The sequence below is a fragment of the Niallia sp. FSL M8-0099 genome, from assembly GCF_038006945.1.
In the GTDB taxonomy this organism is placed as follows: Bacteria; Bacillota; Bacilli; order Bacillales; family Cytobacillaceae; genus Niallia; species Niallia circulans.
Genome location: NZ_JBBOWF010000001.1, coordinates 777,266 through 792,783 on the forward strand (window position 1 = coordinate 777,266; position 15,518 = coordinate 792,783).

The 15,518-nt window shown below is 36.6% G+C and carries 11 protein-coding genes; all 11 read left to right on the forward strand.

What is annotated here, in order from left to right:
* Window positions 1-2 precede the first annotated feature (2 nt).
* The 11 genes from NSQ92_RS03685 to clpB all read left to right on the forward strand — a co-directional run bounded on the left by NSQ92_RS03685 (window position 3) and on the right by clpB (window position 15,379).
* The gene (locus NSQ92_RS03685; RefSeq protein ID WP_336045107.1) at window positions 3-1,430 is read left to right on the forward strand and encodes a LutB/LldF family L-lactate oxidation iron-sulfur protein; all 1,428 of its coding nucleotides are present in this window, start codon (window positions 3-5) and stop codon (window positions 1,428-1,430) included.
* A complete protein-coding gene (locus NSQ92_RS03690; protein ID WP_047942488.1) occupies window positions 1,430-2,146 on the forward strand; it encodes a LutC/YkgG family protein in 717 nt (238 codons plus the stop codon). The genes NSQ92_RS03685 and NSQ92_RS03690 overlap by 1 nt, the downstream gene beginning before the upstream one ends.
* Before the next feature lie 550 nt (window positions 2,147-2,696).
* Window positions 2,697-3,731: an N-acetyl-gamma-glutamyl-phosphate reductase gene (gene argC, locus NSQ92_RS03695; RefSeq protein WP_336045108.1), complete on the forward strand. Its 1,035-nt coding sequence runs from the start codon at window positions 2,697-2,699 to the stop codon at window positions 3,729-3,731.
* 21 nt (window positions 3,732-3,752) lie between these two features.
* Window positions 3,753-4,979 carry a bifunctional ornithine acetyltransferase/N-acetylglutamate synthase gene (argJ, locus tag NSQ92_RS03700; protein WP_445669266.1) on the forward strand — a complete coding sequence of 409 codons (1,227 nt, stop codon included), beginning with the start codon at window positions 3,753-3,755 and terminating at the stop codon, window positions 4,977-4,979.
* A gap of 11 nt (window positions 4,980-4,990) precedes the next feature.
* Window positions 4,991-5,764, forward strand: coding sequence for an acetylglutamate kinase (gene argB, locus NSQ92_RS03705; protein WP_047942484.1), 774 nt, complete (start codon window positions 4,991-4,993; stop codon window positions 5,762-5,764).
* Complete coding sequence (locus tag NSQ92_RS03710; RefSeq protein WP_144581031.1) at window positions 5,761-6,918, forward strand: acetylornithine transaminase; 1,158 nt, start codon at window positions 5,761-5,763, stop codon at window positions 6,916-6,918. The genes argB and NSQ92_RS03710 overlap by 4 nt, the downstream gene beginning before the upstream one ends.
* 78 nt (window positions 6,919-6,996) lie before the next feature.
* A complete protein-coding gene (locus NSQ92_RS03715) occupies window positions 6,997-8,079 on the forward strand; it encodes a carbamoyl phosphate synthase small subunit (RefSeq protein WP_144581030.1) in 1,083 nt (360 codons plus the stop codon).
* Window positions 8,072-11,194 carry a carbamoyl phosphate synthase large subunit gene (locus tag NSQ92_RS03720; protein ID WP_341152385.1) on the forward strand — a complete coding sequence of 1,041 codons (3,123 nt, stop codon included), beginning with the start codon at window positions 8,072-8,074 and terminating at the stop codon, window positions 11,192-11,194. The genes NSQ92_RS03715 and NSQ92_RS03720 overlap by 8 nt, the downstream gene beginning before the upstream one ends.
* Window positions 11,191-12,138 (forward strand): ornithine carbamoyltransferase, encoded by a 948-nt coding sequence (gene argF / locus NSQ92_RS03725; protein ID WP_341152386.1) that lies wholly within the window; start codon window positions 11,191-11,193, stop codon window positions 12,136-12,138. Before NSQ92_RS03720 ends, argF begins: the two co-directional genes overlap by 4 nt.
* A gap of 244 nt (window positions 12,139-12,382) precedes the next feature.
* A complete protein-coding gene (locus NSQ92_RS03730) occupies window positions 12,383-12,562 on the forward strand; it encodes a YjzC family protein (RefSeq protein WP_047942478.1) in 180 nt (59 codons plus the stop codon).
* A gap of 216 nt (window positions 12,563-12,778) precedes the next feature.
* Complete coding sequence (clpB, locus tag NSQ92_RS03735; RefSeq protein ID WP_095320256.1) at window positions 12,779-15,379, forward strand: ATP-dependent chaperone ClpB; 2,601 nt, start codon at window positions 12,779-12,781, stop codon at window positions 15,377-15,379.
* Window positions 15,380-15,518 lie beyond the last annotated feature (139 nt).

Here is a 15,518-nt window from a genome sequence, read left to right on the forward strand (position 1 = left end):
CTATGTCGATGAAAACAAGTTCACAAAAATTTAAAGATAGAGTGTCGACAGAACTAGAAAATGACTTTATGCGTGGGGCTGTCTCCAAAGCACAGCAAACGATTCAAACGAGAAAAAATAATGTGACAGAGGCGATGGGAAACTGGGAGGAATGGCGTTCGCACGGGGAAGAAATTCGCCAGCATGTTTTAGAAAATCTGGATTATTATTTATATGAATTAAGCGAACAGGTGGCAAAACGTGGCGGTCATGTCTATTTTGCAAAAACTGCAGCAGAGGCAAGTGCCTATATTGAACAAGTGGCAATAGATAAAAACGTGAAAAAAGTAGTAAAAGCAAAGTCAATGGTAACAGAGGAAATTTCGTTAAATCAAAAGTTAGAAGAGGCAGGGTGTGAAGTAATTGAAACCGATTTAGGGGAATATATTCTGCAAGTAGATGACCATGATCCTCCATCTCATATTGTTGTTCCGGCATTGCATAAAAATAAAGAACAAATCCGGGATGTATTCACAAAAAAATTAAACTATACAAATACAGAAAAACCAGAAGAATTAGCATGGCATGCAAGACAAGTACTTCGAAATGAATATTTAACTGCAGATATGGGAATTACAGGCTGCAATTTTGCTGTAGCAGAAACAGGTTCGATTACACTCGTAACAAATGAAGGTAATGCCGATTTAGTTGCATCTCTTCCAAAAACACAAGTTGTCGTAATGGGAATGGAGCGCATTGTTCCCACTTTTAATGAAATGGAAGTATTAGTGGGAATGTTGACAAGAAGTGCCGTTGGCCAAAAGCTTACAAGTTATGTAACAACATTAACGGGTCCAAAAGAAGCTGGGGATGTGGACGGACCAGAGGACTTTCATCTAGTGATTGTAGATAATGGACGTTCAGATATTTTAGGTGGAGAGTTTCAATCTGTTCTCCAATGTATTCGCTGTGCAGCCTGTGTAAATGTTTGCCCTGTATATAGACAGGTTGGTGGACATTCCTATGGCTCTATTTACTCTGGACCAATTGGAGCAGTACTTTCTCCACTGTTAGGCGGATACGAAGAATATAAAGAGCTTCCCTATGCTTCTACTCTTTGTGCAGCATGTACAGATGCATGCCCAGTTAAAATTCCGCTTCATGAGCTGCTCCATAAGCATCGACAAGTAATTGTGGAAAAGGAAGGGAAAGCCCCCATTTCTGAAAAAATGATATTCAAAGCATTTGGCATCGGTGCTTCTTCGCCAAAGCTGTATAATATAGGATCGAAAATAGCACCAGCTGTGACGAAACCATTAGTAAAAGGAGACAAAATTACAAAAGGGATCGGAATGTTAAAAGAATGGACAGATATTCGTGATCTTCCTGCCCCAAATAAAGAGAGATTTCGTGATTGGTTCAAGAATCGAGAGAAGGGGGAAGGACAATAATGACAGGAACAATTCACAATAGAGATGCTTTTCTTGAAACCATTGCCTCGAGATTAGGCAGACAAAGAAAAACAAAACTTGAAAGGCCGAAATGGAATTATTACCCACAAGAAGAAGTGCTTAAAGATGCGACAAAGGATGAGTTAGTTGAAGTATTAAAATCCCAATGCACACTTATTCATACAGATTTAGTCATTACTTCACAAAAGGAATTGAAGCATACACTTCATCATTTAATAAAAGAGTTTGGCGGAGGAAAGGTTGTTACTTGGAAGGATCCACGTTATCAGCAATATGGATTAGAATCACTATTTAAAGAGAAACTGCCTGATGAAAATATCGATGTATTTGAATGGGATGCCTCTTTAGGAAAAGAAAATATTTCCAAAGCAGAACAGGCGAATATAGGGATTACCATAAGTGAACTTACGTTAGCGGAATCAGGTACAGTTGTTGTGTATAGTGGAAAAGATCGTGGCAGAACAGTCAGTTTTTTACCTATAAATAGTATTGTAATCGTTCCAAAAAGTACAATTGTGCCAAGAATGACTCAAGCAGCAAAAGTTTTACGGGAAAAAGTACAAAACGGAGAAGTACTCCCGTCTTGTATTAATTATATTACAGGGCCAAGTAACTCGGCAGATATTGAAATGGATTTAGTGGTTGGTGTCCATGGCCCTGTAAAAGCTGCCTATATTGTGGTAGAAGATCTATAGATAAGCATTTTGTGAAAATTTCTGACACCACGAGATAAAACCCTCATATGATGATGTTGTTAAATGAATTTCTATTGACGTAATTTTAGGAAGAAAATGAGAGATGAATTTTTGATTAGCATGTTTTTTATAAAGTTTGCTGTTTAGTGCTAGCAGTCTGAATACACTTTCCTTTCGGTAGTCACTCGAGTATTTTCGAAGACTAGAATGTCTCTAAAAGCTTACATAGGAGTCTAAGTGTATTTTGGCTGCTTTGTTTTTGATAAATTGCTTTATAAAATGGCATGTATGCAAGCTAAAAAAATTTGCAATTTCTGATGATAATATTTTTGTCTAATTCAAATCCGCTTTGTTTCTTAATTATTCTTCACCAATCATGGAAAATATTATCCCCATATACCTTATTAATTATCAGAAAAATAAGAAAACTATCACTTTTATGAAAAAGTGTTGATTTTATATGCAGTAGTTTTTATAATAAGAGAATCTTAGATTAATAAATATAAATAAAAATGATTAAATATACATTTATAGTCGAAAGGAGGAAGTTATGAAAGTATCTATAATCGGTACAACAGGATATGGTGGTGCAGAATTAATCAGAATTTTGCATAGTCATCCTTCATTCACAATTAAGTCTGTACATACAACAAGAGATGAAGTCCCAGTATGGAATGAATATCCTCATTTATTTAATATAATGGAAAACAAACTAGAACCAATTAATCCAGAAAAAATAGCAAAAGAATGCGATATTGTTTTTTTGGCTACTCCTACAGGTGTATCTGGAAAGCTGGTTCAAGAATTCGCAGATAAAGAGATTCAAATGGTTGATTTATCTGGAGATCTTCGCTTAAGGAATACAGACGATTATCAGAAATGGTATAAAAAGGAGCCTGTTTCCACAGACCTTATTAATAGCTTTGTTTATGGGCTTTCTGAATGGAATAAAGAAAACATTGCTTCCAGTACGAGAATATCTAATCCGGGATGTTATCCGACTGCTACGCTCTTAGGATTAGCACCCCTAGTAAAAGAAAACATGATATTGCCAAATAGTATTATAGTGGATGCTAAATCTGGTATTTCTGGAGCGGGAAGGAGTCCTTCAAGGGCTAATATGTATGCTGAGATGAGCGAAAATTTAAAAATTTATAAAGTGAATGAACATCAGCATATTCCAGAAATAGAGCAGCAGTTAGCTGATTGGAATTCTGAGTCGAAAGCTATTACTTTTTCTACCCATCTTTTGCCGGCAAGCAGAGGAATAATGGCAACTATATATGCTACTTTAAGTAAAAGTGTCACAAATGAGCAAATCCATGGTTTATATACAGAAATTTATACAAACAGTCCTTTTGTACGAGTGAGACCACTTCATACCTATCCTTCGATAAAAGAAGTTACAGGCTCTAATTTTTGTGATATTGGAATAAATGTGGATGAACGTACTGGCAGGATAACGATTGTATCGGTTATTGATAATTTAATGAAAGGGGCTGCGGGTCAGGCCGTTCAAAACGCAAATATTATGAATGGCTATGAGGAAACAGCTGGTTTGCAGTTTCTGCCGCTTTACCCATAAGGAGGAGCCGACGTGCAGATTATGAATAATATTCAATCCCATATAGAAGAAATAAAGGATGGGAGTATAGTAACACCAATTGGCTATAAAGCTGCAGGTGTTCATGCTGGACTACGGTACAACAAGAAAGATATTGGCGCAATAGTAAGTGCCGTTCCAGCAAATTGTGCCGCTGTATACACAGCAAGTCACTTTCAAGCTGCACCATTAAAAGTAACGCAGGAATCTATTGCCAAAGAAAAACGAATTCAAGCAATTGTCGTAAATAGTGCTTGTGCAAATGCCTGTACAGGAGAAAAAGGCTTAAAGGATGCCTACGAAATGAGAAAAATTATGGCAACTTATCTTCAAATAAAGGAAGAATATGTGGCAGTTTCTTCAACAGGTGTAATTGGTGAATATCTGCAAATGGATAAAATAAAAGAAGGAATTAATCAATTAATCTTTCATTCCTCTCCACAAAATGCAGAAGCATTTCAAGAAGCCATTTTGACAACTGATACAGTAATGAAAAAATGCTGCTTTTCTGCAACTATTGCGGGGGTAACTGTTACGATGGGAGGAACAGCAAAGGGATCTGGTATGATTCATCCTAATATGGCAACAATGCTTGGATTTATTACGACAGATGCAGCCATCCCATCGGAAGTTCTTCAAGCTGCGTTAAGTAAGGTGATTCCTACTACCTTTAATCAAATTACAGTAGACGGAGATACTTCTACAAATGATACAGTCCTTGTACTGGCAAATGGCATGGCAAAAAACGAACCTCTTACCGAAGAACATCCTGATTATCCGGTCTTTTTGGAGCTTTTATCTACAACATGTGAGAGTCTGGCTAAACAGATTGCTAAAGATGGTGAAGGGGCAACAAAGCTAATTGAAGTAAAGGTTTCAGGAAGCAATAATGACGAAGAAGCACGCGTTATTGCTAAACAAATAGTAGGATCTAATTTAGTGAAAACTGCAATTTATGGATCAGATGCTAACTGGGGAAGAATTATCACCGCTATCGGTCAAACAAAAACAGCCGTTAATCCATCAAGAGTAGACATAGCGATTGGCGATATCCTTATGCTTAAGGAAAGTGAACCACAGTCGTTTTCAGAACAAACGGCAATCGAGTATTTAAACCAAGATTTTATTCAGATATTTGTAGATTTGCATAATGGCAAAGGCGAAGGAAAAGCCTGGGGCTGCGATTTATCTTATGATTATGTCAAGATAAATGCCAGCTACAGAACTTGAGGTGATACCTAGTGAAAACCATTGTTATAAAATGTGGCGGAAGTGTAATCGATCAACTAACTTCAGAATTTTTTACTAGTTTAAAAAGGTTAAAGAATAAAGGCTATCAACTAGTTTTCGTCCATGGAGGCGGTCCCGATATCAATGAAATGCTTGATTATTTTCAAGTGAAAGCTGCCTTTCATAATGGACTCCGTAAAACGACGAAAGAGGCGTTAGAAATAGTCGAGATGGTCCTGTCAGGCAAAACAAACCGTAAGCTTGTTCAGTTATTAAGAGAACATGACTTGAATGGGATTGGCCTTAATGGAACAGATAATAATTGCATAAAAGCTTCTCTTATTGATGAAGAAAAGCTTGGACTCGTCGGGGAGGTATCCGAAGTTAATATCAGGTTGATTTCCTCCCTTTTAGAGGAAAATTTGATTCCCGTCCTAACACCATTAGGGATTACAGAAGACGGAAGAAAATTAAATATTAATGCAGATTATGTAGCATCAGCAGTTGCGAAGTATTTACATGCCGAACAATGCCTTTTTGTAACAGATGTAGCAGGAATTTTAATAGATGGAGAACTTCAAGCAAGAATGGCACAAGAGGAAATCACTCATTACATCAACACTGGACAGATCAATGGGGGCATGATTCCGAAGGTTACCTCTGCTATCGCAGCACTGGAGAGTGGATTAAATAGTGTTATGATTATATCAGGAAAAAAACAGTTTTTTGATGGCGAAGAATTAATCGGAACAAAAATTGTTGTGAAAGAAGGGATTGTAGAATGAGTCATTTATTCCCAACCTACTCAAAGTGGGAAATAGAGCCAGAATCTGCGCAGGGGAGTTATTTGTATAGTAAGAATGGTGGCGTTTATTTAGATTTTACTTCAGGAATAGGGGTATGCAATTTAGGACATTGCCATCCAGAAGTAAAAGCTGCTGTTGAGCAACAATTAAATAAATTTTGGCATGTTTCCAATCTTTTTCCATTAGCTGTGCAGGAAAAGGCAGCAGAAATATTAACGAATGCATCTGGATTGGATCTTGTTTTCTTTGCGAATAGTGGGGCAGAGGCAAATGAGGCAGCCATTAAACTGGCAAGAAAAGCAACGGGAAAAACAAAAATTCTTACTTTTAAGCAATCCTTTCATGGAAGAACCTTTGCAACAATGTCAGCAACTGGACAGGATAAAATAAAGCAAGGCTATGGGCCGATGCTGGAGACATTTGAGTATGTTCCATTTAACGATTTAAATGCATTAAAAGAACAATTAACAGAAGACGTAGCTGCCGTGATGCTTGAAGTAGTGCAAGGAGAAGGCGGTATATATGTAGCTTCTCAAGAATTTTTACAAGGTGTTGAAGCACTTTGCAAAGAAAAGGGTGTCTTGCTGCTAATTGATGAAATTCAAACAGGAATGGGCAGAACAGGAAAAGCATTTGCCTTTCAACACTTTGGTATTAAACCAGATATTATTAGTGTGGCAAAAGGAATGGCAAATGGAATTCCAACAGGAGCTATTGTGGCAGATGGAAAGCTAAAGGAATTCTTTGGTCCAGGCAGCCATGGTACCACATTTGGAGGAAATCCTTTAGCGATGGCAGCAGCTATTAAAACAATGGAAATAATCTTTGAACCAGCTTTCTTAGAAGCAGTCGAGAAAAAAAGTGAATGGGTATTTAGCCTTTTAAAAGAAAAATTAGCCGGAAATCAACATGTAAAGGACATTCGAGGTTTAGGATTGATGATTGGAATTGAATTGGATATACCCGTTGCTTCTATATTAGGAGAATTAAGAAAAGAAGGCTTAATCGTTTTAAATGCTGGGGAAAAGGTTATACGTTTATTGCCAAGTCTTAATACTTCACCGGAAGATTTTATTAAGGGAATGGAAATAATGCAAAAAAGTTTAAATATTCATGCAAAAGTAACAATCTAATGTGTATTTTTTTGCATGATAATGTATAATTATAAGAAATAAAGAGTAACTATACATTCATTATAGAGGTGTTAACAAATGGAAGGTTATCTTCACTTAAGCAATGGTGTGAAATATAAAGGCGATTTCGTTACAAATAGCGATGCCAAAGAGATAAAGGGAGAAATCGTATTTTTCACTGGAATGACAGGATATCAGGAAGTACTAACAGATCCTTCCTATAAAGACCAAATTATTGTTTTTACGTACCCGTTAATTGGAAACTATGGCATAAACAAAGAAGATTTTGAAAGTAAAAAGCCGCATGTAGCAGGTGTTATTGTATATGAATCGAATAGTGACGCATTTCATTATCAAGCTGAATATTCCTTACAGCAATATTTAAATAAATGGAATATCCCAATGCTAGCACATGTTGATACCCGTTCTATTGTAAAAAATATAAGAAAATCTGGTTCTATGCCAGCCATTATAACAGAAGAGAAAGAAGTTTCTGTACCAACATTTTCTTTAAAGGAGGATGTTAAAGTAGCAAAGGTTTCGGAAATGAACTTTCAAACGTATGGGCAGGGTGAATATCATATTGTCCTTGTTGATTTTGGAAAAAAGGAAAGTATGTTAACAGCATTATTAGAGCGTGAGTGTAAAGTAACGGTCGTTCCCTATAATACACCATTTACTAGTATTAAATCACTGCAGCCTGACGGCATTCTCTTATCAAATGGACCTGGGAATCCAAAGGAGTTAATCAGTATTTTACCAACGATTAAAGCAGTGATTAAGCATTACCCAACTCTTGGAATTTGTTTAGGACATCAGCTTGCAGCATTAGCTTTAGGGGCAGAAACTACCAAACTGTCATTTGGACATAGAGGAGCCAATCATCCTGTAATGGATCGGAAGAAAAAGAAAGTGATTATGTCCTCTCAAAATCATAGCTATGTAGTAAAAGAAGAAAGTCTATCTGCTACAGGTTGTGAAGCAAGATTTTATAATCTTCACGATGGATCAGTAGAAGGGCTGTCTCACAGCATTTATCCACTGCAGACGGTACAGTTTCATCCAGAGGCAAATCCAGGTCCTTCAGAAGGATGTTATATATTTGATGAATTTATAGAAAATGTTAAAGCAAATAATGGGAGAGTTTTTGCATATGCCTAAAGACACGACGATAAAAACCATACTTGTAATAGGCTCAGGACCAATTGTAATTGGTCAGGCAGCTGAATTTGATTATGCTGGCACACAAGCATGCATGGCTTTGAAAGAAGAAGGATATAAAGTCATCCTTGTAAATAATAATCCGGCAACGATAATGACAGATGAAACTTTTGCTGATTCGATTTATTTTGAACCATTGACAGTAGATGTTTTAGAAAAGATTATTCAAAAAGAAAAGCCTGATGGAATTCTTGCTACTTTAGGAGGGCAAACGGGATTAAATCTGGCATTTCAATTGAGTGAACAAGGCATCTTAGAAAAGTATCAAGTAAAATTGCTGGGAAGCTCTATTGAATCAATCAAAAAGGGAGAAGATAGAGAAGCATTTAGAGAATTAATGTATCAATTAAATGAACCAGTACCAGAAAGTAAAATTGTGCATAAAGTCGAAGAAGCGATAGACTTTGCAAATGAAATTGGCTTTCCTATCATTGTTCGTCCTGCCTATACCTTAGGTGGAACAGGCGGTGGTATCGCTGGGGATATGGAAGAATTCATTAGTCTAGTATCTGGCGGTTTGAAGGAAAGTGCCATTGGTCAATGCTTAGTGGAAAGAAGTATTGCTGGCTTTAAGGAAGTAGAATATGAGGTAATGCGTGATAGTATGAATACATGTATTACCATTTGCAATATGGAAAACATCGATCCAGTCGGAATTCACACGGGCGATAGTATTGTTATTGCTCCGTCCCAAACATTAACAGATGTAGAATATCAAATGCTTCGTTCTGCTTCTATTAAAATCATTTCTGCCCTAGGAATTATAGGTGGATGCAATATCCAATTTGCACTAGATCCGAACAGTAAGAAATATTATTTAATTGAAGTAAATCCAAGGGTGAGTAGATCATCCGCCCTTGCATCAAAAGCTACTGGGTATCCGATTGCTAGAATGGCTGCAAAATTGGCAGTTGGTTATTGTCTCAATGAGCTAATAAATCCAGTAACAGGAGATACATTTGCAAGCTTTGAACCGGCATTAGATTATGTTGTAGTAAAAATACCAAAGTGGCCATTTGATAAATTTCCTACTGTATCAAGAAGACTCGGCACGCAAATGAAGGCGACAGGAGAAGTAATGGGAATAGACCGCAATATGGAGCGGGCCTTGCTAAAAGCAATCCATTCTCTTGAGATAAAGGGAAATGATTTAACCCTTCCAGAATTAAAGCATATGCCAGTGGAAGTGTTATACGAGAAAATGCTGGAACAAACGGATGAAAGATTTTTTATTATTTTAGAACTAATTAGGAAAGAGGAGCCACTTGCTAAAATACATGATTTAACAAAAATCGATTTATTCTTCCTTCATCGATTTAAAAGATTAATTGAGATGGAGAAAGAAATATTCCATACTTCCCTCCAAACAGTAACAAAAGAGAGTTTACTGAAATGGAAAGAAAAGGGGTTTAGTGATGCTTTCTTAGCAAATGCGTGGAATTGCTTTGAAAAAGAGGTAAGAGAAAAACGCAAACAATTACAAGTGATGCCTATTTATAAAATGGTTGATACTTGTGCAGCAGAATTTGAAGCAAAAACTAATTACTACTATTCCAGCTATTATGGTGAAAATGAGCAAAATAAAAGTACTAAACGAAAAGTACTTGTTATCGGCAGTGGTCCCATCAGAATTGGTCAAGGGATAGAGTTCGACTATTGCTCGGTTCATGGCGTATTTGCCTTAAAAGATGAAGGTCTGGAAACAATTATTATTAATAATAATCCAGAGACCGTGAGTACAGATTTTGCCACGGCAGATCGTCTATATTTTGAACCATTAAGCGTGGAAGATATTATGAATGTTATCGAATCAGAAGGGATAGAAGATGTCATTGTCCAATTAGGAGGTCAAACTGCTCTTAATGTAGCAAAAGAACTGGAATCCTATGGTGTCCATATTCTTGGAACAAACAGTGACACAATCGATGTTTTAGAAGATAGGGATTTATTTTATAAGCTATTGGAAGAAGAAGATATTCCTCATATCCAAGGAGATATCGCAGAAAATGAGCAGCAGATTATTGCTTCAGTTCAGAAGATAGGCTATCCAGTTCTTATCCGTCCATCTTATGTGATTGGCGGTAAGGGAATGGAACGGATAAATAATGAAGCAGAATTACAATCCTATTTACAAACAGAGGTACCTTACCCTGTCCTTGTTGATCAGTTTATGGAAGCTTCAGAAGCAGAGCTGGACTTAGCAACAGATGGAGTCGATATTTGTGTTCCAACGATTATGGAACACATCGAGAAAACGGGAGTACATTCAGGAGATAGTCTATCTATATTGCCTGCTAAAAATTTATCAGTAAGCGTAAAAGAAAAAATGATCACTTACGCTAAAAAGATTGTTCAGCATACAGGCTATAAAGGACTAATGAACATCCAGTATATCATCAATAAGGAAGAGGTATATGTATTGGAAGTAAATCCTCGCGCTAGTCGAACAGTACCGATTGTAAGCAAAGTAACTGGTGTACCATTAGTACAAATTGCGACAAAAATATTGCTTGGGACATATACATTGACCGAAAAAGAAAAAACATATTCGGATGATATAGAATTTACTTGTATTAAGTATCCTGTTTATTCCAATTATGCTTTAAAAGGGCTAGATTCTAAATTGGGACCAGAAATGCGTTCTACAGGAGAAGGAATTGCACTTGCAGAAACGCTAGAAGATGCGTTGAAAAAAGTATTTCACCCTACTTTAAAGAAACTGCCAAAGCAGGAGATGAAAATTGTTTTAAAAACAACAGAAGATCTAGCAGATCTTTATGATAAAGCAGACCAAGTCCAATTATCAGTTGAAATCGCTGATAACCAGTCAGTAGAATCGTTACTAGCAGATAAGAGTACGGTTGCCTTTTATAATCCAACAAACTTACAAGAAGATCGACAATCTCGCGAATTAGCAACGAGAAATCGTATTATTACCTTCACGCAAAAAGAAAGTCTCGAAGCATTTATTTCCTCTTTTAAAGGAAAAGACATAACCGTTCATTCGATTCAGGAATGGCATACAAATATAAGAAAAGGAGTGAGTACAGTATGATGATTACATCTAATCTAGATTTAAAGGGAAAAGATTTATTAACATTGGCTGACTATTCAAAAGAAACAATCCTTGAATTATTAGATAAGGCGAAGGCAATAAAAGAATCCCACTTAAAGGGAGAAATAATTGCCCCTCTAAAAGGAAAAACATTAGGAATGATTTTTGAGAAATCATCAACGCGAACAAGAGTCTCCTTTGAAGCTGGGATGCTTCAGCTGGGAGGGCATGCTCTATATTTAAATAGTCGAGATCTGCAAATTGGCAGAGGGGAGACTATTTCAGACACCGCAAAAGTGTTATCCCAATATGTAGATGCCATTATGATTCGTACTTTTTCTCACGATATTGTCGAAGAATTAGCAGAGCATGCAACCATTCCTATTATTAATGGATTAACGGACTTATATCATCCATGTCAAGCATTAGCAGATTTACTTACTTTATTGGAAGTAAAAGGGAGTTTGGAAGGTCTAAAGCTTGCGTATATTGGTGATGGAAATAATGTGGCTCATTCTTTACTTATCGCTTGCTCGAAAGTAGGGGCAGATATTTCCATTGCGACACCACCAAATTATGAAGTCGATAAAAAAGTGGCGGAACTAGCCTATGCTTTTGCAAAAATAAGTGGCAGTAAAATTGTCCTTACTCATAATCCTATAGAAGCTGTTCGGGATGCCGATGCCATCTATTCAGATGTATGGACCAGTATGGGGCAAGAAGCGGAGAATGAGCAGCGTTTAAAAGATTTCCAAGGCTTTCAAATTAATGCAGAATTAGTGAACCATGCAAAATCGGATTATATTTTTTTACACTGTTTACCAGCCCATCGTGAAGAAGAAGTAACATCAGAAATTATCGATGGAAGTCATTCCTACGTCTTTCAGCAGGCCGGCAATAGATTACATGCCCAAAAAGCATTATTGGTGGAAATTTTAAAATAATTTGTATGAAGACTGTTAACAGATATATTGTTTGTTAACAGTCTTTTTAGGTTATTTTTTTAAAATAGATATGGACTTATAGCATGCTCGAATGAAAATGTATTTATTCCAATAAAAAGCCAGTCATTATTTTCCGTAATGTTCACTTTGAAAAAAGGTAATACTAATAAGCAGTTAAGTAACACATATTTGCTTCGTGTTTACTTAGCTTTTGAATTGGTAATGGATAAAGGAGGAGTTTATTTTGGGTCAAAATAGACAGTTTCGTCCAGGGCAAAAGGCACCAAATAATGGATTGTATATAGAAATTGGTGAAACCGGAAGTAACGTAAATAATCCTCAAATGCTAAAACTGAAAGCTGGAGACCGCTTTCCAGAAACATCGAATCATAATCGATTATGGACATATCAAAGAAAACCATAATAAGATAACCCCAATATTATACGATGATACCAATAAAAGGCTCGTATAATCGTTTAAAAAAGGGATTTCTCTAAAGAGTCTGCTTCATGATGATTATCTCCTTGAGATCATTGTTTTGAATTTACTCTTTGTCCAAGAGAGATCCCTTTACATATGGATAAATTATACTATAATAAAATCAAAGGTCAAAAAAGGTCAAAAAAGGAGTCTTGTAAAATGAATGTAGAGCAGATGACAGAAAGAGTCCAATCGGCCATAACCGAAGCACAATCCCTTGCAAAAAAAGAAAGTCATCAAGAAATAGATGATATTCATTTATTTATGGCAATTCTTCATCAACAGGATAATTTAATGACGGCCATTTTAAACAAGTTAAAAAAAGATCCAAATAGAGTGAGCGATAAATTAGCGGAAGAATTAAAGAAAAAGCCACAAGTATCATATAGTGGTTCTCAACAAGGTACGGTATATATAACTGCTGGTTTGCAGCAGCTTTTAATGAAGGCAGAAGAAGAGATGCGGGAATGGGAAGATGAATACTTATCTGTAGAGCATCTTATACTGGCATCCTATAAAGTAGAATCTTCTACAGTAGGAAGAACATTGAAAGAAGAAGACATTTCATTAGCGGAAATAAAGAAAGCAATAAAAGAGATAAGGGGGACACAGAGAGTGACAAGCAAAAATCCCGAAGCGACATATGAAGTACTTAGTAAATATGGACGAGACTTAGTAGAAGAAGTAAAGTTGGGCAAGCTTGACCCAGTGATTGGCCGTGATAATGAAATTCGTAATGTAATCCGTATACTATCAAGAAAGACCAAAAATAATCCTGTTTTAATTGGAGAACCTGGGGTAGGGAAAACGGCTATTGTAGAAGGCTTAGCACAAAGGATTGTTCGAAAAGATGTCCCAGAAGGTTTAAAAGATAAAACTATTTTTTCTTTAGATATGGGTGCATTAGTGGCAGGAGCTAAATTTAGAGGCGAATTTGAAGAACGTTTAAAAGCTGTTTTACAGGAAGTGAAAAATAGTGATGGGAGAATCATCTTATTTATTGATGAATTGCATACAATTGTTGGCGCAGGAAAAACAGATGGTGCAATGGATGCAGGAAATATGCTTAAACCGATGCTGGCAAGAGGAGAACTTCACTGTATTGGTGCGACAACATTAGATGAGCATCGTCAATATATTGAAAAAGATCCTGCACTTGAGCGCCGTTTTCAGCAGGTTATAGTCTCGGAGCCGACAGTGGAAGATACGATTGCTATTTTAAGAGGACTAAAAGAAAGATTTGAAATTCATCATGGTGTAAATATTCAAGATCGTTCTATTATTGCAGCTGCAACTTTATCGGACAGGTATATAACAGAACGCTTCTTGCCGGATAAAGCGATCGATTTAATAGACGAAGCTTGCGCGATGATTCGTACAGAAATCGATTCGATGCCAATTGAAATAGATGAACTAACAAGAAAAATTATGCAGCTTGAAATTGAGGAAGCGGCATTGCATGGAGAAGAGGATGAGCAAAGTAAAGCGAGACTTGCGGTTATTGCAAAGGAATTAGCTAATCTCAGAGAACGTTCTAATGTCTTAAAAGCAAAATGGCAGCAGGAAAAGGATGCTTTACAATCCATCCATGAGAAAAAAGAACTGCTTGAACGAAAAAAGAGAGAGCTGGAGGATGCGGAAAATAATTATGATTTGAACAAAGCAGCTGAATTAAGACATGGCAGCATTCCAAAATTAGAAAAAGAAATTAAGGAGATGGAAGAAAAGACAAAAGAAGGACAGGAGAACCGTCTCCTTCGAGAAGAAGTGACAGAAGAGGAAATTGCCAATATTGTTGCAAGGTGGACTGGTATACCTGTATCCAAGCTAGTGGAGAAAGAGCGAGAAAAGTTATTACGCTTAGAAGCAATTCTGCAGGAAAGAGTGGTTGGTCAAGCAGAGGCAGTGCAGTTAGTAAGTGATGCAGTACTAAGAGCGCGAGCAGGAATAAAAGATCCGAACAGACCAATTGGCTCCTTCTTATTTTTGGGACCTACTGGTGTTGGGAAAACGGAACTTGCCAAAACCTTAGCGGCAACGCTTTTTGATAGTGAAGAACAAATGATTCGTATCGATATGTCCGAGTATATGGAAAAGCATGCAGTGTCTCGTTTAATCGGTGCTCCTCCAGGATATATAGGTTATGAAGAAGGGGGCCAATTAACAGAAGCAATCAGAAGAAAACCATATTCTGTTGTCCTATTGGATGAAGTAGAGAAAGCTCATCCAGAAGTATTCAATATTCTGCTTCAAGTTCTAGATGATGGCAGGATTACAGATTCTAGAGGTCGAACAGTGGATTTTAAAAACACAGTCATCATCATGACATCCAATATTGGTTCCCATCTTTTACTGGACACGGGAGAAGCAGAGGAAATCCCCGAAGTAATAAGAGAAGGGGTTATGAATCAATTAAATGGGCATTTTAGACCAGAATTTTTAAACAGAATTGATGAAGTTATTTTATTCAAGCCTCTATCACTCGGAAATATTAAAGAGATAGTATCCAAGCTTGTTGTTCAATTGCAAGCTCGCCTTACAGATCAGCATATCACTATTGATATGACGGAAAAGGCGAAAGAATTTGTTGCAAGAAATGGGTTTGATCCAAAATTTGGAGCAAGACCACTTCGTAGATATTTGCAGAAAACAATTGAAACACTGCTGGCAAAAGATATAATTGCTGGTAAAGTAAAAGAAAATGATCATGTTTTAATTGATGAAGAAAAGGAACATATTATTTTAAAACATAAGTTGTAATTTTCGGCTATTGATAGGATGTAACAGCCTGAATACAATTGGACAAACTAGTAAATATTTGTATTCAGGCCATTTTTTATGGCTGCAATAAAAAAGGTGATTAAACAAAATACACGAATAGAATTCCCCTATTAGTGCA

Bases quoted from the DNA above. Each gene is read 5' to 3' on its own strand.
- NSQ92_RS03685 (WP_336045107.1), top strand. From the start codon at position 3: ATGTCGATGAAAACAAGTTCACAAAAATTTAAAGATAGAGTGTCGACA.
- NSQ92_RS03690 (WP_047942488.1), top strand. From the start codon at position 1,430: ATGACAGGAACAATTCACAATAGAGATGCTTTTCTTGAAACCATTGCC.
- argC (WP_336045108.1), top strand. From the start codon at position 2,697: ATGAAAGTATCTATAATCGGTACAACAGGATATGGTGGTGCAGAATTA.
- argJ (WP_445669266.1), top strand. From the start codon at position 3,753: ATGAATAATATTCAATCCCATATAGAAGAAATAAAGGATGGGAGTATA.
- NSQ92_RS03710 (WP_144581031.1), top strand. From the start codon at position 5,761: ATGAGTCATTTATTCCCAACCTACTCAAAGTGGGAAATAGAGCCAGAA.
- NSQ92_RS03715 (WP_144581030.1), top strand. From the start codon at position 6,997: ATGGAAGGTTATCTTCACTTAAGCAATGGTGTGAAATATAAAGGCGAT.
- NSQ92_RS03720 (WP_341152385.1), top strand. From the start codon at position 8,072: ATGCCTAAAGACACGACGATAAAAACCATACTTGTAATAGGCTCAGGA.
- argF (WP_341152386.1), top strand. From the start codon at position 11,191: ATGATGATTACATCTAATCTAGATTTAAAGGGAAAAGATTTATTAACA.
- clpB (WP_095320256.1), top strand. From the start codon at position 12,779: ATGAATGTAGAGCAGATGACAGAAAGAGTCCAATCGGCCATAACCGAA.